This is a genomic window from Amycolatopsis sp. WQ 127309, from assembly GCF_023023025.1.
In the GTDB taxonomy this organism is placed as follows: domain Bacteria; phylum Actinomycetota; class Actinomycetes; order Mycobacteriales; family Pseudonocardiaceae; genus Amycolatopsis.
This window is the reverse complement of record NZ_CP095481.1, coordinates 193,766-210,898: the sequence shown is the minus strand read 5'-3', so window position 1 is coordinate 210,898 and position 17,133 is coordinate 193,766. Positions and strand designations below refer to the sequence as shown.

Here is a 17,133-nt window from a genome sequence, read left to right as displayed (position 1 = left end):
GTTGCCGTGGAGAGTGCCGAATCAGATTCTGCCGGATTCTCCGTGTCTTGAGTCGTCGAGATACGGAGGGCAGCAACGTGCAGAACATCTTTTCCGATGCCGTCGATGGCCTTGCAGAAGTACCCGACGAATCCGTCGACTGTGTCCTGGCACGGCCGGACGTTCGTCTTGTCCCGGCCGATGCCGCGGTCATCGGTCTGCGGGGCGTCTGGTCGGAGGTGCGCCGAGTGCTTCGCCCCACGGGTACGTCGTGGCTCACCTTGTGCGACCACCGTGTCGATGGTTCGCAGGTCGGCCTTCCCTGGCGCGTGGCGTTCACCCTGCAACGCGCGGGATGGCTGCTTCGCAATGCCATTGTGGATGGTGCTGGCGAGAGCTGGTCTCCGCCCCGGATGACGTTTCTCCTGGTGCGGCAGCCGCAGTACTACTTCGAACTTCGTGTTCCGCGATCTTCTGGTCCTCATCGTGGTGATGTCGTGCTCTCGGGAGAGCAAAGTGTCGATGAGCGCTTCGCAGCCGTCGGCTGTCCGGCGGACGGCATCACCCTGAGTTTGTTCGGTGGCGAACGGGTTCAGGCCGACGCATGACCATTTATGACGACGGACAGACGATGCTGTGTAGTGGTGATGCTGTCGAGGTGGTGCGGCAGCTGCCGATGCACTCGGTGGACTGCGTGGTGACATCACCGCCGTACTGGGGACTACGGGACTATCGAGTCGGGCGCCAACTCGGTGCAGAGGCGACCGTCGATGAGTACGTCGAGCGCCTTGCCCTGCTCTTCGACGAACTGGCCGGGGTACTGGCACCGTGGGGCACGGTGTGGCTGAACCTGGGAGACAGCTACGGCGGTTCGTGGGGTTACTACGTCGCTGCTGGCTCCGGCGCACGCACCGCAGCACAGCGGTCACGGAACCCCTATGGGACGCATCGACCGCCGCAGGCATCGTCCCGCGCGAAGGATCTCGTCGGCGTGCCGTGGCGAGTGGTACTCGAACTGATGAGCCGCGGCTGGCTGCTGGAGCGTGAGATCATCTGGCACAAGCCGAACGCGCGGCCGGAGAGCGTCCGAGACCGGTTCGCGCACCAGTACGAGAACATCTTCGTGCTGGCCCGAGACCGGCGAGACCGCTGTGAGACCGGTGAGACGTCGGTGTGGAGCGTCTCGTCGGACCGCGGCCGAGTAGGGCACCCGGCGAAGGGAACGCTGGAGATCGCGCGTCGCTGCGTGCGGATGGGTTGCCGTCCAGGCGGGACGGTTCTCGATCCGTTCTCCGGCAGCGGGACCACCGGGATCGCCGCGCGAGAGCACCGGTGCCGGTACATCGGTGTCGACCTCAACCCGGAATGGCACGAGCTTGCCCTGCAACGGCTGGGGCTCAGCAATGGCAGCTGAACTGGAGCACGCGATGACGCTGGCCGAGGTGGCCGCGCTGCCGGCAGTCGTGGACCTCATGACGGCCGCTCGGGCGCTGGGGATCCGCCGCACCACAGCGTATGCCCTGGCCCGGGGTGGCTCCTTTCCTTGCCCTGTCGTCCGGGTCGGCGGGTCGTATCGGGTGCCGACGTCGGGGTTGTTGCGGTTGCTGGGGCTTGCCACCTGATCAGGTGATCTTTCCCGGGCTCGGGCTTCCCCGAGTGGTGCCCGCAGCGCGAGCATTCGGGCTGGAGAAAGCCCTTGGTGGGTGCTTGACGAACGAGAGGTGAGGTGTCCTCAGTGGCCAACGGCTCGGTGTTCCGGCGGTGTTCGTGCCGGGACGAGAACAAGAAGTCGCTCGGCAGCGCGTGTCAGAAGCTGAAGAACAAGCGGCACGGTCAGTGGTTCTTGCGGATCGAGCTGCCTCCGGACGCCGAGGGCAACCGTCGGCCGCGGCGCCGTGGTGGCTACGAAAGCGCGACGGAGGCGGAGAAGGGGCTGCAGCGGGTGCGAGACCTGCTCGGTATCGCGGAGGAGGGCGATACCGAGACCTTGGGCAGGATCGGAGACTTGCTCGCGGGACTGATCTCGCAGAAGCAGCCGTTGCCCGAGATCGATGCGGTGCGTCGTCTCGTCCGGGCGGGAGCTCAGGTGCTGGAGCACCCGATGATGGAGGCGGTCTTCGACAAGTTCCTGGCGTTGAAGAAGCGCACCGTGAGCCGGAACATGTACCGCTCGTACGAGTCGCAGATCCGGTTGTACTTGCGTCCGCACTTGGCCAAGGTGCGAGTGGACCGGTTGCGGGTCGGGCATTTGGACGAGATGTTCGAGGCGATCGTGGAGCGCAACGATCTGATCGGCCAGTACCGGGCCAGTGGGGATCCGGAGAAGGTCGCGGCGGTGAAGTGGCAGCGCCCGGTCGGGCCGGCCTCGCTGCACCGGATCAAGGAGACGCTGCGGGCGATCTTGCGGCCGTATGTCGATCAGGGCTTGCTGACGCACAACGTGGCGAAGCTGGTCCAGTTGCCGCCGGCGGTGCGTCCGACGCCGAAGTTGTGGACTCCGGAGCGGGTCGCGTTATGGCGTCGCACGGGAACTGTCCCGTACCCGGTGATGGTCTGGGACGGCGAGCAGACCGGCCAGTTCTTGGACTTCGCGATCAACCATCCGCTCTATCCGCTGTTCCATCTGATCGCCCACACCGGCTTGCGGCGCGGCGAGGCGTGCGGGCAGCGCCGCTCGGACACCTTCCTCGACGCCGGGAGCATCGAGGTGGCCAACCAGATCGTCCAGTACGGCTGGGAGACCGGTCAGGGCAAGCCCAAGACGCCGTCGTCGGAGGGGATCGTGCCGATCGATCCGAACACGGTGTTGATCCTGCGGGTCCATCTGGCTCTTCAGGACGCGGCCAGGGCCAAGTTCGGTGACGGCTGGCCCGATCACGACTTGCTCTTCACCAAGCCGGACGGCAGCCCGCTGCACCCCGCCGATGTGGCTGACGAGTTCGCCCGGTTGATCACGCTGGCCGGCTTGCCCCCGATCACCCTGCACGGTCTCCGCCACGGGGCGGCGACGCTGGCGCTGGCGGCGGGGGTGGACATCAAGGTGATCCAGCATGCTCCGGCACTCGTCGATCAAGGTCACGATGGACCTCTACACCAACGTCGGGAAAGAAGTCCTGGACGACGCCGCCCGGAAGCTCGCCGGAGCCATCCCGCGGCGGCCGCTTTCACTCCCTGGCACTCTCGGGCTCCCCTCGGGCTCGCAAGAGACCACTGTGGACAGTCCAGAAGCGGAAGAAGAAGTTCCGGAAACCACAAATCCCCAGGTTGAAGAGATTTCAACCTGGGGAGTGAGGGTGCGCCATCAGGGACTCGAACCCCGAACCCGCTGGTTAAGAGCCAGCTGCTCTGCCAATTGAGCTAATGGCGCCGGTGTCTGCCGGAGGTTTCCCTCGGCGACGTGGAAAAGATTAGCACCAGCCGCCGAGCCTGTTTCAGGGGGGTCCCCTTGTGCGGGTTCGGGCGTTCCCGCCCCGGTGTCCGGGCTGGTCGGGCACACTGGAGCCGGACATGGACGACTAAACAGGCGGGTGGCATGAGGCGTTCGAGCGGCAGGTGGGCGCGGTTGCTGGTGGCCGCGGGGGTGATCGGCCTCACGGTGGCCGGGTGCAGTGGCAGCCCTTCGGGTGAGACGCCGCAGGTGACGACGTCCGCGTCCGCGCCGAAGCCGGTGTTGAAGGCCGCCGCGCTCACGCTCACGCCGGCCAAGGACGCCAAGGACGTCGCGCCCGGTGAACCCGTGAGCGTCGCCGTCGCCGACGGGAAGGTCGGGGACGTGAAGCTGACCGGGGCCGACGGGAAGGCCGTCGGCGGGAAGCCGCGGGCGGACGGCGCCGGGTGGGACTCCGCCGAGCCGCTCGGGTACGGGAAGACCTACAAGCTGACCGCGACGGCCACCGGGACCGACGGGAAGCCGGTCACGTCGGAGTCGAGCTTCACGACCGCCAAGCCCGCCCGCCAGCTCGGCGTCTCGGTGAACCTCGTCGAGGGCGAGACCGTCGGCGTCGGGCTGCCGCTGATCTTCACCTTCACCGGCAACGTCGCCGACAAGGCCGCGGCCGAGAAGGCGCTCAAGGTCACCGCCGAGCCGGCCACCGAGGGCGCGTTCCGCTGGTCCGGCGACAAGCAGGCGACCTGGCGGCCGAAGGACTACTGGAAGAGCGGCACCAAGATCAAGGTCGACGCCGCCGTCTACGGCAAGCCGCTCGGCAACGGCAGCTACGGCCGCGAGGACAAGACGATCACCGGCGCCGTCGGCGACAAGCTCGTCGCGGTCGCCGACGGCGGCACCCACCAGATGACGGTCTCCGTCAACGACAAGGAGGTCAAGACCATGCCGACCTCCATGGGCAAGCCGGGCCACACCACGCCGGCCGGGACCTACACCGTGATGAGCGAGCACACCGGCTACACGATGGACTCCGGCACCTACGGCGTCCCCGAGGACACCCCCGGCGGCTACCGCACCTTCGTCCAGTACGCCGTCCGCCTGTCCTACAGCGGCATCTTCTACCACTCCGCGCCGTGGTCGGTCCGGCAGCAGGGGCACAGCAACGTCAGCCACGGCTGCCTGAACCTGTCCACCGAGAACACCAAGTGGCTGATGGACACGTCCAAGAAGGGCGACGTCGTCACCGTGCAGAACAGCGGCGGCCCGAAGCTCGAATCCACCGACGGCTGGAGCGTCTGGCAGCTGTCCTGGGACGAGTGGCGGACCGCCGCGAACTAGCGGTTGTCGTACTCCTCGCGGGCCGCGTCGATGTGCGGCAGGTGCTCGATGCTCCACGCCAGCAGCGGCGCGGTGGCCTCGCGCAGGGTGCGGCCCATCGGCGTCAGCTCGTAGCTGACGTGCGGGGGCATGACGGCGACGACCGTGCGGGTCAGGATGCCGTCGCGCTCGAGGTCGCGCAGGGTCACGGTGAGCATCCGCTGGCTGATGCCCTCGACGGACCGCTTGAGCTCGGTGAACCGCCGCGGCCCGTCCTTGAGCATGCGCACGACCAGCAACGCCCACTTGTCCCCGACGATGCCGAGGACTTGGCGGGCCTTGCACGGGTCCTCCATGGTTACCTCCTGGGAACCGGGGCACCAAAATGTGCCGTATTGCCCGGTGCGCGTCGAGTGGATCACGATGGTCTCGGTTACCAAATGGTACCGAGGCACGAGGAGGAACCACTCGACCATGACGACATTTCTGCTGGTACACGGCGCTTGGCACAGCGGACGCAGCTGGGACCGCGTGGTCCCGCTGCTGGAGGCCGCCGGGCACCGGGCGTTCGCGCCGTCCCTGACCGGCTACGGCGACAAGGCGCACCTGCTGACCCCGGACGTCGGGCTCGGCACCCACGTCGACGACATCGCCGGCCTGATCGAACACGAGCAGCTCGACGACGTCGTGCTCGTCGGCCACAGCTACGCCGGGATGGTCGTCTCGGGGGTGGCCAACCGCGTCCCGGAGCGGATCGCGCACCTGGTCTACCTCGACGCGATGGTGCCCGAAGACGGCGAAACCGCGATCGACGTGATGCCGATCAGCAAGCAGCTCGTCGACGCGGCCGTCGACGGCTGGCGCGTGCCGCCGCTGCCGGAACTGCCGCCGCCGCTCGGCCTGTTCGGCGTCACCGATCCCGGCGACGTCGCCTGGCTGCGTTCGATGCTCTCGGACCAGCCGGTGCGGTGCCTGACGGAGCCGGTGCGGCTGGACGACCCGGCCGTGCGGGCGATCCCGCGCACGCACATCCACTGCGTCGCCGGCCGGCCGGAAGGCATCACCCGGCGTCCCGTCCCGCCGGGCGAGCGGGTGCGGGAGCTGCCGACCGGCCACGACTGCATGATCACCATGCCCGCCGAGCTGGCCGGCCTGCTGCTCGAAGCGAGCTAGCCCGACTCCCGGACGAGCTTCCGCGCCTCGGCTTCGGTGTCGACCGCGGGGCCCGAGCCCCACAGCGGCTTGTTCGCCGTCTCGCGGCTGAAGTACACCGCGACGGCGCCGATCGCGCCGGCCGCCATCATGTACCAGGCGGGCCAGAAGTCGTGGCCGGTGGACGAGATCAGCGCCTGCATGACCAGCGGCGTCGTGCCGCCGAAGAGCGACACGGAGATGTTGAACGCGATGGACAGCGCGCCGTAGCGGATCGCGGTCGGGAACAGCGCGGGCAGCGTCGCGGGCATCGAGACTTCGAAGCAGAGCAGCAGCAGGCCGAGCCCCATCAGGCCGAGGAAGGTGACGACGAGACCGCCGTCGTGCACCAGCAGTATCAGCGGCCAGGAGAGCACGAGGAAGCCGAGGCAGCCGGCCATCATCACGGGCTTGCGGCCGATCTTGTCGGTGATCCGGCCACCGACCAGGATGATCAGCATCATCACGACCATCACGACGATGATCAGCAGCAGGCCGTGCGTCGCGTCGAGGTGCAGCTGCTCGGACAGGTACGTCGGCATGTACGACAGCAGCATGTAGTCGGTGACGTTGAACACGAGCACCAGGCCGATGCAGATCAAGAGCGAGGGCCAGTAGTCGGTGAACATCTTCCAGAACGGCTCGCCGGAGCGGCCGCGCTTCTCGGACTCCGCGGCGTGCTTCTGGAACGCCGGGGTCTCTTCGAGCTTGAGCCGCATGTAGAGGCCGATGATGCCGAGCGGGCCGGCGACCAGGAACGGGATCCGCCAGCCCCAGTCGAGCAGCGTCTCGTGCGGGACCCAGGTCTTCATGCCGGTGACGACGGTCGCGCCGAGCACGTAGCCCGAGAGCGTGCCGAACTCGAGCCAGGAGCCCATGAAGCCGCGGCGTTTGTCGGGGGAGTACTCGGCGATGAACGTCGTCGCACCGCCGTATTCGCCGCCGGTGGAGAAGCCCTGCACCATCCGGGCGAGCACCAGCAGGATCGGCGACCAGACGCCGATGGAGCTGTACGACGGGATCAGCCCGATGCAAAGGGTGCCGATCGCCATCATGATCATGGTGACGGCGAGGACCTTCTGCCGCCCGATCCGGTCGCCGAGGGGCCCGAACACGAGCCCGCCGAGCGGCCGCATCAGGAACGCGGCGGTGAAAGCCCCGAACGTCCCGATCAGCCGCACCCCGGGCGCCACGCTCGCCGGGAAGAATACCTCGGAGATGGTGTCGGCGATGTAGGCGTAGACGCCGAAGTCGAACCACTCCATCGCGTTGCCCAGCGCGGCGGCCGCGACGGCCCGCTTGAGCAGCGACTGGTCGACCACGGTGATGTCCTCGTACCGCAGTTTCTTCTTGCGCAGCGTCACCCGTGAACGTTCCACGAGATCACCGTGCACCCCGGTCGAGACTCCCGCACGTTGAGCCATCCGGTCGTGAGGGTTACCACCGGCAGGCGAAGGCCATCCGGGTGAACCCGGATCGCTACACTGGCCGCGCGCCTCTCGCCGCAGGGCGTTTTGCCAGGTTTTCGAGGGGTGTGCTGCTGCTCGTGGTGCCCCGAGGGGGTTACCCGATGTCGACGGTCGTCGTTCCGGAAGCGCCGGTCGAGCGCAGGTTGCCGGCGCCGCTCTGGTGGTCCGTGCTCTCCGGCCTGCTGTTGCTGGTGGTGTTCGCGGGCTACACGGTGTGGGCCGGGATCTGGACGTCGACCGGCATCTACCTAGAGGACTTCAAGTCCTATGTGGCCACCGGCCAGGCGGTGCGGGCGGGTGCGCCGCTGTACGAGCCGGGCGTGTCCCACCTGCCGACGATCGGCGGCACGTTCAAGTACACGCCGTTCGCGGCCGGGGTGTTCGTCGCCCTGACGCTGGTGCCGAAGCTGCTCCTGCCGATGCTGGCCCTGCTGGTGAACCTGTTTTCGCTGCTGGCGGTCGTCTGGATCTCGCTGGGTCAGCAGGGTTACGCCCGCGACCACGGCCGCGTCGCCGCGACGGCAGCTCTGACGGCGTTGGCACTGCCCCTGCAGCCGGTGCTGATGAACTTCACGGCCGGCCAGATCAACCTGGTCCTGCTGATACTGGTGCTGGCGGACCTGACGGGCCGCAACCGCTGGTGGACAGGCGTAGGCGTAGGAGTAGCGGCGGGCATCAAACTGATCCCGGGCATCTTCGTCATCTACCTGCTGGCCACCCGCCGCTTCCGCGCAGCAGCAGTAGCAGTAGGCGCATTCGCCGTAACGGCCCTAGCAGGCTTCGCAGCCCTACCGGGCGACTCAAAAGCATTCTGGGCAGCCAACCTGGCCGACCCCTCGAGGATCACCGGCGACAGCGACGCAATGTCCCCGGAAAACCAGTCAATCCGAGGCGCCTTGGCCCGCCTCCTGGGCATAGCCGACGTCCCAGGCCCCATCTGGATCCCCGTGGCCGGCGTGGTCGCACTGGCAGCCCTCTGGATCGCGGTCCGAGCCCACCGCGAAGGCCGAGAGCTGCTGGCAGTGAGCGTCATAGGCGCAACAATGGTCCTGGTAACCCCCTGGACCTGGACGCACTACTGGGTCTGGTTCATCCCGTTCTTCGCAATGGCCGCCGGCGGCGCCCTACGCTCCCGCACGTGGTGGCCAGCAGCAATCTTGACGGCGGTCTACCTGCTGACATTCGCCTGGAAGGTAGGAGAGGGACGCTCAAACGTCCCGCTGGTAGGCCTGGTAATCCTCCCAGAGACCTACCCGACAGCAGCCCAGGCGCTAGCCCACACGTTGTACGTGCTCCTAGCCCTGGCCCTACTGGCCCTGGCGGCAGCCCGCCCAGCCTGGCTGAACCCGTCAAAGGAAGACTTCATACCCGCAACCTGACACGCCCGGGCCGACCACACGGGATGGGGGTCCGGGGGCATCCCCCGGCGGGGGTGTGGGGGTTCGACCCCCACAGGAAAAGGCAAAACCCCGACTCGGGAAAGGTCCCGCAAGGGACCGACCAAGTCGGGGCATCGGGGTGAGCGACGGGTTTCGAACCCGCGACCTCCTGGACCACAACCAGGTGCTCTACCAGCTGAGCTACGCCCACCATCTGAGGCAACCGCGTGCGATCACCTCGATGCCGTAATCGTAGCGGGTGCCCGCGCGTGGTTTTCCGGGGGGTTACCCCTGGTGCTGTTCGCGCACTTCAGCGGCGGCGGCTTTGGCTTCGTCGCTGCTGGGGCCGGGTTGGGCGACGAAGGCGACGCGCCGGTAGTAGTCGAGTTCGCCGATGGATTCCTTGATGTCGGCGAGGGCGCGGTGGGCGAGGCCCTTTTCCGGCTTGGCGTAGTAGATGCGCGGGTACCAGCGGCGGACGAGTTCCTTGATGGAGGAGACGTCGACGAGGCGGTAGTGGAGGTGCGCGTCGAGGGCCGGCATGTCGCGGGTGATGTAGCCGCGGTCGGTGGCGATGGAGTTGCCGGCCAGCGGCGCGGTGCCGGGTTCGGGGATGTACTCGCGGATGTACTCGAGGACGCGGCGCTCGGCTTCTTCGAGGGTCACCGTGGAGCGGCGCACTTCTTCGGTGAGGCCGGAGTGGGCGTGCATCTCGCGGACGATCTCGGGCATGCCGGCGAGTTTTTCCTCGTCGGCGTGGATGACGATGTCCACTCCCTCGCCGAGCACGTTGAGCTCCGCGTCGGTCACGAGGGCGGCGATTTCGATCAACGCGTCCTTGCCGAGGTCGAGCCCCGTCATCTCGCAGTCGATCCAGACTAGGCGGTCGGTCACCTGGTGACCCTAACCCGACACGGGGACAAGAGGTGCGTTACCTGCACGTACGGCGCGTTTACGCTCGCGGGGCCGCCACCGGTGTGGTGCAGGACACAGATCGGGGAGTCGCGAGTGACGGAGCAGGGGACGCCGGCGGGCGAGATCGCCGCCGGTTATGCGAGTGAGGGTGCCGCGCTGGAGCTGGGTGCGGTGGTGATCGACGGGCAGGCGGACGCGGGTGCCGCCGTGCGCCTGCCGTTGGCGACGCTGAACCGGCACGGGCTGGTCGCGGGGGCGACCGGGACGGGCAAGACGAAGACGTTGCAGCTGGTGGCGGAGCAGTTGTCGGCGGCCGGGGTGCCGGTGGTGCTCGCGGACGTGAAGGGTGACCTGTCGGGTCTCGCGGCGGCCGGCGAGGCGACCGACAAGGTGTCGAAGCGCTCGCAGGAGCTGGGTGACGACTGGGCGGGGACGGCGTTCCCGGTGCAGTTCCTGTCGCTGGGGACGGGCGGGAAGGGCGCGCCGATCCGGGCGACGATCACGAGCTTCGGGCCGGTGCTGCTGTCGAAGGTGCTGGGGCTGAACGAGACGCAGGAGTCGACGCTCGGCCTGATCTTCCACTGGGCCGACCAGCGCGGGCTGGCGTTGCTGGACACGAAGGACCTCCGGTCGGTCATCACGCACCTGACCAGCGACGAGGGCAAGGCGGACCTCAAGGGCATCGGCGGCGTCTCGGCCGCGACGGCCGGGGTGATCCTGCGTTCCTTGTCCAACCTGGAGGCCCAAGGCGGGGAGGACTTCTTCGGCGAGCCCGAGCTGGACGTCCACGACCTGATGCGCGCCCGCGACGGCAAGGGCGTCGTCACGCTGCTGGAGCTGGACAACCTGCAGGCGAAGCCGGCGTTGTTCTCGACGTTCCTGATGTGGCTGCTGGCCGAGCTGTTCGAGGAGCTGCCGGAGGAGGGCGATCTCGACCAGCCGAAGCTGGTGTTCTTCTTCGACGAGGCGCACCTGCTGTTCAACGGCGCGTCGAAGGCGTTCCTGGAGCGCATCGAACAGACCGTGAAGCTGATCCGGTCGAAGGGCGTCGGCGTCTTCTTCTGCACGCAGCTGCCCACGGACATCCCGAACAACGTCCTCTCCCAGCTGGGCGCGCGGATCCAGCACGCGCTGCGGGCGTTCACCCCGGACGACCAGGCGGCGCTGGCCAAGACGGTCAAGACCTACCCGAAGACGAAGTTCTACGAGCTCGACACGGCGTTGACGTCGCTGGGCATCGGCGAGGCGATCGTCACGGTGCTGTCGGAGCGGGGCGCGCCGACGCCGGTGGCGTGGACGCGGCTGCGGGCGCCGCGGTCGAAGATGGGCTCGATCGGCGCGGAGGCCGTCGCCGCTTCGGTCGCTTCGTCGGATCTGCACGCGAAGTACGCCGAGACGATCGACCGGGAGTCGGCCTACGAGAAGCTGGCCGCGAAGGTGGCTGCGCCTGCGCCCGACGCCCCTGCGCCCGAGTCCGCGCCTGCGCCCGCTCTCAAGAAGGAGAAGGAAGAGCCCGGGATGATCGAATCGGCGATGAAGAACCCGGCCGTGAAGTCCTTCATGCGGTCCGCGGCCAGCGCGCTGGGCCGGGAGATCACGCGCGGGCTGTTCGGCAACCGGAAGCGCTGAGAAAACCTGACGCGACCTGTCAGGTATCGCTGCCAAGCTTGCGCCCATCACCGACGAACAGGGGAAACCAGCCATGACCAGCACCGCCACCGCGTCGTTCGTCCTCGACAAGTGGGAGCCGCAGGCGACCGATGAGGCCGCGGGCACGGAGTTCGCCCGGGTGGCGATCGCCAAGACGTTCACCGGCTCGGTCGAGGGGACCAGCACGGTCGAGATGCTGACGGCGTCCAACGCGACTTCGCGCGCGTACGTCGCCTTCGAACGTCTCGCCGTCTCCGTCGACGGCCGCAAGGGCGCGTTCGTCCTGCACCACACGGCCGACGACACCGGCCTGACGCTGAAGATCCTCACCGGCTCCGGCTCGGGTGAGCTGGCCGGGATCTCCGGCACGGCCGAGATCGGGCCGGACCACACCTTCACGCTCACTTACGAGCTGTAGACAGCGCGAAGGCCGTTTCGAGAGCCCCCGATTGACTCTCGAAACGGCCTTCGCCGTGTTCCCCGCTCCCCGAAGCGGGAGGGACGGGCCGCCCCGAACACGGCCCGTCCACGTCTTTCAGTTGTTCACGATCTGGTCGACGATCTTCTTGGCGTCGTTGATCGGGATGGCGAAGCCGATCCCGACGCTGCCCGCGGAGCCGTTCGCCGACGCCGTCGGGCTGTAGAGCGCCGAGTTGATCCCGATCACGTTGCCGCTCGCGTCGACCAGCGCGCCGCCGGAGTTGCCCTGGTTGATCGAAGCGTCCGTCTGGATCGCGGTGTAGCTGGGCGAGTCGCTGGTCTGGTTCGAGGTGCGGTTGAACGGCGACTGCTGCTGCTCCTGCTCGCCTTGGCCGATGTCGGACAGATTCCGGTTCAGCGCGCTGACGATGCCGGTCGTGACAGTGTTCTGCAGCCCGCCCGGCGAGCCGATCGCGATGACCTCCTGGCCGACGGCGAGCTTGCTCGAGTCCCCGAGGCTGGCGGCGGTCAGGCCACTGGCGTTCTTCGCTTGGACCACCGCGATGTCGGCCTTGGTGTCCGCGCCGACCACACTGGCCTGGTACTTCGTGCCGTCGGACGTCGTGATGACGACGCTCTGGGCGCCGTCGACCACGTGCGCGTTGGTCAGGATCCGGCCGTCGGCGCTGAGGATGACGCCGGAGCCGATCGCCTCGCCCTGGTCGGTGGTGACGTTGATCTGCACGACGCTCGGCGTCACCTTCGCCGCGACGCCGCTGACGTCACCGGACGTGCTGTTGGCGACCGTCTGCCCCGTCGCCGCCGGTGCGCTCACCGACGTCGTGCCGTCCGCCGAGGTCGCGGTCAGCCCGACGATCGCGGCGCCGCCGACGCCCCCGACCAGCGCGGCGCCGAGCGCGGTCGCGCCGACCAGCATCGCGACCCGGCCGCCCCGGCGCGGCTTCTTGAGGGCCTGCGGTGCCGGCGGCTGCGGGGTGAAGAGCGGATTCGGCGCGGCCTGCTGGGGGTAGGCGTACTGCGCGTACGGCCCGTACTGCTGGGTGTGCTGGTGCGGCTGGTGCCCACCGGGTGAGGCGGGGCCGGGCCGACTCTCGTTCTCGGTCATGAACCAAGATTCGCGCCTGTGCTTGTGAACAACCTGTGGAAATCCCTCAGGCTTTGCTGAGAAGAATCAGCTGAGAAAACTCAGGCGGTTCTCAGGCTTTCCGCGCGCCTCAGTCGAAGAACGCCGGAACGTCCAATGCACCTCCCGCCGCTTCGAACTCGTCGTGGACGGCCTTCCGCAGCTCGGCGTCGCCGAGGTAGTCCGCGGCGGTCAGGGCCAGCCCGAGCGCGCCGTCGCGGACGCCCGCGTCACCCGTCTCCGAACCGGCGGCGGCCGCGAACTCCTTGGTGTGCAACGCGACCGTCGGCCCCGAGATCCCGAGCATCGGGTGCAGCGCCGGCATCCGGTAGGAGAGGTTGCCGAGGTCGGTGGACCCGGTGAGCGACTCCGGGACGATGCCGGGCGGCAGTGGCTTGCGGCCGGTGCCGGCCTGGTTGACCGACCAGCGCCCGGCGAGCGTGGTGTTGAACCGGATCGGCAGGTAGGCGGCCTGGGCGTCCCAGATCAGCTCGACGCCGCAGCCGGTCATCGCCGCCGCGCCCTCCGCGATCGACGTCATGCGGGTGGCCAGGTCCCGCAGGGTCTCGGGGTTCTGGGAGCGCAGGTAGAACAGCAGCGCGGCGCGGGCCGGGATGACGTTCGGCCGCGCACCGCCGTCGCTGAACACGCCGTGCACGCGATCGCTCTGCGGAAGCTGCTGCCGCAGCGCCGAGACGCCCTGGTAGGCCGCGACCGCCGCGTCGAGCGCGTTGCGGCCCATGAACGGCTGGGCCGAGGCGTGCGCGCCGACGCCGTGGAAGACCATCTCCAGCTGACGGCGGCCCAGGAACGGGTGCAGCGCGACGTCGTGGCTGAACGGGTGCAGCATGATCACCGCGTCGACGTCGTCGAAGACACCCGCGCGCGCCAGGATCTCCTTGCCACCACCGCCTTCCTCGGCCGGCGTGCCGATGAGGCTGACGCGCCCGCCGAGCTTCTCGGCCACCGCCGCGGCGCCGAGGAAGCCGCCCGCGGCGGTGGTGCAGATGACGTTGTGGCCGCACGCGTGGCCGAGACCGGGCAGCGCGTCGTACTCGGCGAGGACGGCGATGTGCGGGCCGTCCCGCTCGGGCGTGCTCACGCGCAGCGCGGTGTCGAGGCCGCCCACGCCGACGGTCGCTTCGTGACCATGGCGCGCCAAGAGGTCCGCCAGCGCGCCGACCGAGCGGTGTTCCCCGAACCCCTCCTCGGGGTGGGCGTGCAGATCTTGGCTCAACGCCACCAGATCGGGTGAACTGCGCTCGACCGCTGACGTCACCTCGGCCCGGGTCGCCTCGTCCGCGCCGGTGTGCGGCGAGGACAGCGGCTCGGCCGCCGCCACCGCGTCGGCCGTGGCTTCGACCAGGGAGCGGAGGTAGCTGTCGTCGGGCGGGACGGGTTCGGCGTGGGTCATGGGGCGATGCTAACCGCCACCCCCGACAGTTCGCGGCGCTCAGCCCAGCCGGGCCGCCACGATCTGCGTGACCCCGGCGTACCGCTCGGTGATCTCGGTGAAACCGCGGGCGCGCAGGCTCGCCGCGATTTCGCCGCGGTCGAACATCTTCTGGCCGCTGACGATCCCGCCGGCGGACTCCAGCAGCCGCGCGGGCTGCCGGCCGCGGCGCGCGCTGGTGAGCAGCACGATCCGGCCGCCGGGCTTGAGCACGCGCGTGAAGGAGTCCAACGCGGTCTCCGGCTCGGCGAACATGTGGAGCGCGGCGAAGCAGCAGACGGCGTCCACAGTGGACTCTCGCAGGGGGAGGCGCACCGCGTCCGCGCGCAGGTAGGCGACGCTGTCCGGGCCGCCTTCGGCCACGGCCTTGGTGAGCATCGTGCGCGCGCCGTCGAGGCCGATCGCGAGCCCGGCCGGGCCGACGGCGTCGCCGAAGGCGCGGGTGAACCGGCCGGTGCCGCAGGCGACGTCCAGCGCGGTCAGGCCCGGCTTCAGGTCGAGGAGTTTCGCGGCGAGCCGGACCTCGCCCGCCATGCTGGGCCCGGCCGGACCCTTGAGCGCGCGGCCGAGCGCGGGGCGCCAGTACCGCTCGTAGACCCGCGGGAGCAGGGTGGTGCGCATCAGGCGCTGCGTGATGCCGGTGGACGGGCCGGCCTGGTCCGCCGTGCCCAGCAGGTCGAGGAAGCCCGCGCGGGTTTCCGCGGGGGTCTCCAGCAGCTTCTCGAGCCGGTCGAGGGCGGTGGTCGGCACAGGCGCTCCCGTCGTTTCGGATACCGGCAGTATGCCCAAGCCGAGGTCACTCGACCGAGTGAACAACTCCGGGCGCGGGCGTTCGAGGCCCGGAATTGTCGGTGCCCCTTCCTAACGTCGTCGGCGAGGTGGCGATCCACCGATCACCGACTCCGAGGAGGAGACATGGCGGTTTCCAAGATTTCCGCACCGAGCGGGGAGATCCCGGTCCGCGGCCCGTTCGACCTGGCCGCGGCGGCGAAGTTCCTGACCGGGTTCGCGCCCGCCGGGCGGCCGGAAGCGGACACGGAGCCCGGAGCGCTCCGCGTGGCGTTCCCGGTCGACGGCGCGTGGACGCCGGTGGGAGCGGTACTGAGACAGAGATCGCCGGGCGTGGTCGAAGTGGAGGTCCACGCCCCCGAGGAGCACACGGAAGCCGTCCTGGCGCAGGTCACGCGGATGTGCTCGCTGGACGTCGACGCCACCGGGTTCCCGGAAGCCGGCGAGCGCGATCCGGTCGTCTCGATGCTGCAAGGCCTGCACCCGGGGCTGCGGCCGGTCCTGTTCGCGTCGCCGTACGAGGCGGCGTGCTGGGCGGTGCTGAGCCACCGGATCTGGATGTCGCAGGCGGTGCGCCTGCGCCGCGGCCTCACCGAGCGCCACGGCGTGCAGGTCGAGGTGGACGGGGCGAAGCTCTGGTCGTTCCCGGCGCCCGGCGAGCTGGCGAAACTGGAGTACCTGCCCGGCGCACCGGTGCAGAAGCTGCACCGCCTGCGAGCGATCGCCGGGGCGGCGGCCGAGGGCCTGCTCGACGCGGCGACGTTGCGGGCGATGCCGGCCGACGACGCACTCAAACAACTGCAGCTGTTGCCGGGCGTGGGCCGGTTCAGCGCGGAGCTGATCCTGATCCGCGGCGCCGGGCACCCGGACGTCTTCCCGCGTGGGGAGAGCCGCCTGCACGAGATCATGCGCGAGGCGTACCACCTCCCGGACGCGGGAGTGGCGGAACTGGCCGAGATCGCGGAGGCCTGGGCGCCGTTCCGGAGCTGGACGTCGTTCCTGTTCCGGGTGGAGGGCGAGGCCCGGATGCGGGAGTCGCGCTGAGCTGAGCCGCGGCTGTCGTGCTGTCCGCGGCACCCTGATCACCGTTCTCGCCCGAGCCGAGGAAAGGAGGTACACCACCGAGCCGAACCCATACCGGAAGCCGTGGACCTCGCTCCGGTGGGGACTCACCGTAGCCAGATGTCGCCTGTGGTGAGGTGTCCGGGTGAGCTCGCCCGTTCAACTCGCGCTCGACAGCACGGCCCGTGACGTCCCGGCGGCCCTCCAGGCCGCCGCCGACCCGGCCGCGAACCTGCTGGAGCAGGCCCAGACGCCCGCCGTGATCACGCTGGTCGCCGGGGGCGTGGCGCTGCTGGTGGTGCTCGTCGGCGGCACGATGTGGCGGCGGGCGCGCAACGTCGTCACCATCGTGCACGAGGCCGGCCACGGGCTGGCGGCCGTCCTGGTCGGCCGGCGCCTGCAGGGCATCAAGCTGCACTCGGACACCTCGGGCGTCACCGTCTCGCGCGGCAAGCCCGAGGGGCCGGGGATGGCGTTCACCGCGATGGCCGGGTACCTGGCGCCGTCGGTGCTGGGGCTGCTGTTCGCCAGCCTGCTGGGCAACGACCTGGTCGGCACGGTCCTCGTGCTGATCGCGCTGCTGCTGCTCGGCGTGCTGGTGATGGTGCGCAACGCCTACGGGGTGTTCACGGTCGTGGCCAGCGCGGTGGTGCTGGCGCTGGTCGCCTTCGTCGCGCCGGTCGAGGTCCAGGCCCCGTTCGGCTACCTGCTGACGTGGTTCCTGCTCTTCGGCGGCGTCCGGCCGGTGATCGAGCTGCAGACCAAGCGCCGCCGGGGCCAGGCCCGCGACTCCGACGCCGACCAGCTCGGCCGTCTCACGGCGGTCCCGCCGATCCTCTGGGTCCTGGTGTTCGCGGTGGCCACGGTCAGCTGCCTCATCGCCGGCGGCCTGTGGCTGCTGGAGCCCGTGGCCAAGTAACCACGGCCCGGCTGGCACGGCGCGGCGGGCCCGGCATGGCACGGTGGGCCCGACGCGG

Annotated in this window: 17 protein-coding genes and 2 tRNA genes; 11 read left to right on the top strand and 8 right to left on the bottom strand. The window is 69.3% G+C overall.

Annotated features, from left to right (window positions below; all coding sequences use genetic code 11):
* The first annotated feature begins 77 nt into the window (after positions 1 to 77).
* From MUY22_RS00950 to xerC, 4 genes are all read left to right on the top strand, one after another.
* Entirely contained in the window at positions 78 to 587 is a 510-nt protein-coding gene (locus MUY22_RS00950) for a hypothetical protein (protein WP_247055978.1), read from the top strand.
* Positions 584 to 1,393, top strand: a complete 810-nt coding sequence (locus MUY22_RS00945) for a site-specific DNA-methyltransferase (RefSeq protein WP_247055976.1) — start codon at positions 584 to 586, stop codon at positions 1,391 to 1,393. The genes MUY22_RS00950 and MUY22_RS00945 overlap by 4 nt, the downstream gene beginning before the upstream one ends.
* The gene (locus tag MUY22_RS00940; protein ID WP_247055974.1) at positions 1,383 to 1,601 is read left to right on the top strand and encodes a helix-turn-helix domain-containing protein; all 219 of its coding nucleotides are present in this window, start codon (positions 1,383 to 1,385) and stop codon (positions 1,599 to 1,601) included. The genes MUY22_RS00945 and MUY22_RS00940 overlap by 11 nt, the downstream gene beginning before the upstream one ends.
* Positions 1,602 to 1,714: 113 nt before the next feature.
* A complete protein-coding gene (gene xerC / locus MUY22_RS00935) occupies positions 1,715 to 3,247 on the top strand; it encodes a tyrosine recombinase XerC (protein WP_247055972.1) in 1,533 nt (510 codons plus the stop codon).
* A 26-nt stretch (positions 3,248 to 3,273) separates the two neighbouring features.
* On the opposite strand, the gene MUY22_RS00930 is transcribed toward xerC, so the two are convergent.
* Positions 3,274 to 3,346: transfer RNA gene (locus MUY22_RS00930), tRNA-Lys, on the bottom strand.
* 165 nt (positions 3,347 to 3,511) lie between these two features.
* On the opposite strand from MUY22_RS00930, the gene MUY22_RS00925 reads away from it, so the two are divergent.
* Positions 3,512 to 4,705 carry an Ig-like domain-containing protein gene (locus MUY22_RS00925; RefSeq protein WP_247055969.1) on the top strand — a complete coding sequence of 398 codons (1,194 nt, stop codon included), beginning with the start codon at positions 3,512 to 3,514 and terminating at the stop codon, positions 4,703 to 4,705.
* On the opposite strand, the gene MUY22_RS00920 is transcribed toward MUY22_RS00925, so the two are convergent.
* Positions 4,702 to 5,040: a helix-turn-helix domain-containing protein gene (locus MUY22_RS00920; protein ID WP_247055967.1), complete on the bottom strand. Its 339-nt coding sequence runs from the start codon at positions 5,038 to 5,040 to the stop codon at positions 4,702 to 4,704. The two genes, MUY22_RS00925 and MUY22_RS00920, sit on opposite strands and share 4 nt — an antisense overlap.
* 118 nt (positions 5,041 to 5,158) lie before the next feature.
* On the opposite strand from MUY22_RS00920, the gene MUY22_RS00915 reads away from it, so the two are divergent.
* Positions 5,159 to 5,857 (top strand): alpha/beta fold hydrolase, encoded by a 699-nt coding sequence (locus tag MUY22_RS00915; RefSeq protein ID WP_247055965.1) that lies wholly within the window; start codon positions 5,159 to 5,161, stop codon positions 5,855 to 5,857.
* Here the strand turns inward: MUY22_RS00915 and proP are convergent.
* Complete coding sequence (proP, locus tag MUY22_RS00910; protein WP_247055963.1) at positions 5,854 to 7,299, bottom strand: glycine betaine/L-proline transporter ProP; 1,446 nt, start codon at positions 7,297 to 7,299, stop codon at positions 5,854 to 5,856. The two genes, MUY22_RS00915 and proP, sit on opposite strands and share 4 nt — an antisense overlap.
* A 146-nt stretch (positions 7,300 to 7,445) precedes the next feature.
* On the opposite strand from proP, the gene MUY22_RS00905 reads away from it, so the two are divergent.
* Positions 7,446 to 8,723, top strand: coding sequence for a glycosyltransferase 87 family protein (locus tag MUY22_RS00905; protein WP_247055960.1), 1,278 nt, complete (start codon positions 7,446 to 7,448; stop codon positions 8,721 to 8,723).
* A gap of 138 nt (positions 8,724 to 8,861) precedes the next feature.
* Here the strand turns inward: MUY22_RS00905 and MUY22_RS00900 are convergent.
* Together MUY22_RS00900 and orn are read right to left on the bottom strand one after the other, a co-directional pair.
* A tRNA-His gene (locus MUY22_RS00900) sits at positions 8,862 to 8,934 on the bottom strand.
* Between the two features lie 74 nt (positions 8,935 to 9,008).
* The gene (gene orn, locus MUY22_RS00895) at positions 9,009 to 9,617 is read right to left on the bottom strand and encodes an oligoribonuclease (RefSeq protein WP_247055958.1); all 609 of its coding nucleotides are present in this window, start codon (positions 9,615 to 9,617) and stop codon (positions 9,009 to 9,011) included.
* A gap of 114 nt (positions 9,618 to 9,731) precedes the next feature.
* Between orn and MUY22_RS00890 the strand changes: the two genes are divergently transcribed.
* Together MUY22_RS00890 and MUY22_RS00885 are read left to right on the top strand one after the other, a co-directional pair.
* On the top strand, positions 9,732 to 11,267 hold the full coding sequence (locus tag MUY22_RS00890) for a helicase HerA-like domain-containing protein (protein WP_247055956.1): 1,536 nt from the start codon (positions 9,732 to 9,734) through the stop codon (positions 11,265 to 11,267).
* Positions 11,268 to 11,340: 73 nt separating this feature from the next.
* Positions 11,341 to 11,706, top strand: a complete 366-nt coding sequence (locus tag MUY22_RS00885) for a DUF3224 domain-containing protein (protein WP_247055954.1) — start codon at positions 11,341 to 11,343, stop codon at positions 11,704 to 11,706.
* 117 nt (positions 11,707 to 11,823) lie between these two features.
* Here MUY22_RS00885 and MUY22_RS00880 read toward each other — a convergent pair whose 3' ends face one another.
* The 3 genes from MUY22_RS00880 to MUY22_RS00870 all read right to left on the bottom strand — a co-directional run bounded on the left by MUY22_RS00880 (position 11,824) and on the right by MUY22_RS00870 (position 15,055).
* Positions 11,824 to 12,834, bottom strand: a complete 1,011-nt coding sequence (locus tag MUY22_RS00880; protein ID WP_247055952.1) for a S1C family serine protease — start codon at positions 12,832 to 12,834, stop codon at positions 11,824 to 11,826.
* 109 nt (positions 12,835 to 12,943) lie between these two features.
* Positions 12,944 to 14,266: a M20 family metallopeptidase gene (locus tag MUY22_RS00875; protein WP_247055950.1), complete on the bottom strand. Its 1,323-nt coding sequence runs from the start codon at positions 14,264 to 14,266 to the stop codon at positions 12,944 to 12,946.
* Positions 14,267 to 14,305: 39 nt separating this feature from the next.
* The gene (locus MUY22_RS00870; protein ID WP_247055948.1) at positions 14,306 to 15,055 is read right to left on the bottom strand and encodes a class I SAM-dependent methyltransferase; all 750 of its coding nucleotides are present in this window, start codon (positions 15,053 to 15,055) and stop codon (positions 14,306 to 14,308) included.
* Between the two features lie 165 nt (positions 15,056 to 15,220).
* Here MUY22_RS00870 and MUY22_RS00865 point away from each other — a divergent pair, with 165 nt between their 5' ends.
* Both MUY22_RS00865 and MUY22_RS00860 read left to right on the top strand, forming a co-directional pair.
* Positions 15,221 to 16,138 carry a DNA-3-methyladenine glycosylase gene (locus MUY22_RS00865; protein ID WP_247055946.1) on the top strand — a complete coding sequence of 306 codons (918 nt, stop codon included), beginning with the start codon at positions 15,221 to 15,223 and terminating at the stop codon, positions 16,136 to 16,138.
* Between the two features lie 163 nt (positions 16,139 to 16,301).
* Positions 16,302 to 17,075, top strand: a complete 774-nt coding sequence (locus tag MUY22_RS00860; protein WP_247055944.1) for a M50 family metallopeptidase — start codon at positions 16,302 to 16,304, stop codon at positions 17,073 to 17,075.
* Positions 17,076 to 17,133 lie beyond the last annotated feature (58 nt).

Excerpts from the sequence above, each read along its gene's own strand:
- MUY22_RS00940 (WP_247055974.1), top strand. The coding sequence starts at position 1,383 with ATGGCAGCTGAACTGGAGCACGCGATGACGCTGGCCGAGGTGGCCGCG.
- proP (WP_247055963.1), bottom strand. The coding sequence starts at position 7,299 with ATGGCTCAACGTGCGGGAGTCTCGACCGGGGTGCACGGTGATCTCGTG.
- MUY22_RS00885 (WP_247055954.1), top strand. The coding sequence starts at position 11,341 with ATGACCAGCACCGCCACCGCGTCGTTCGTCCTCGACAAGTGGGAGCCG.
- MUY22_RS00905 (WP_247055960.1), top strand. The coding sequence starts at position 7,446 with ATGTCGACGGTCGTCGTTCCGGAAGCGCCGGTCGAGCGCAGGTTGCCG.
- MUY22_RS00925 (WP_247055969.1), top strand. The coding sequence starts at position 3,512 with ATGAGGCGTTCGAGCGGCAGGTGGGCGCGGTTGCTGGTGGCCGCGGGG.
- MUY22_RS00945 (WP_247055976.1), top strand. The coding sequence starts at position 584 with ATGACCATTTATGACGACGGACAGACGATGCTGTGTAGTGGTGATGCT.
- MUY22_RS00875 (WP_247055950.1), bottom strand. The coding sequence starts at position 14,266 with ATGACCCACGCCGAACCCGTCCCGCCCGACGACAGCTACCTCCGCTCC.
- MUY22_RS00880 (WP_247055952.1), bottom strand. The coding sequence starts at position 12,834 with ATGACCGAGAACGAGAGTCGGCCCGGCCCCGCCTCACCCGGTGGGCAC.
- MUY22_RS00920 (WP_247055967.1), bottom strand. The coding sequence starts at position 5,040 with ATGGAGGACCCGTGCAAGGCCCGCCAAGTCCTCGGCATCGTCGGGGAC.
- MUY22_RS00915 (WP_247055965.1), top strand. The coding sequence starts at position 5,159 with ATGACGACATTTCTGCTGGTACACGGCGCTTGGCACAGCGGACGCAGC.
- MUY22_RS00865 (WP_247055946.1), top strand. The coding sequence starts at position 15,221 with ATGGCGGTTTCCAAGATTTCCGCACCGAGCGGGGAGATCCCGGTCCGC.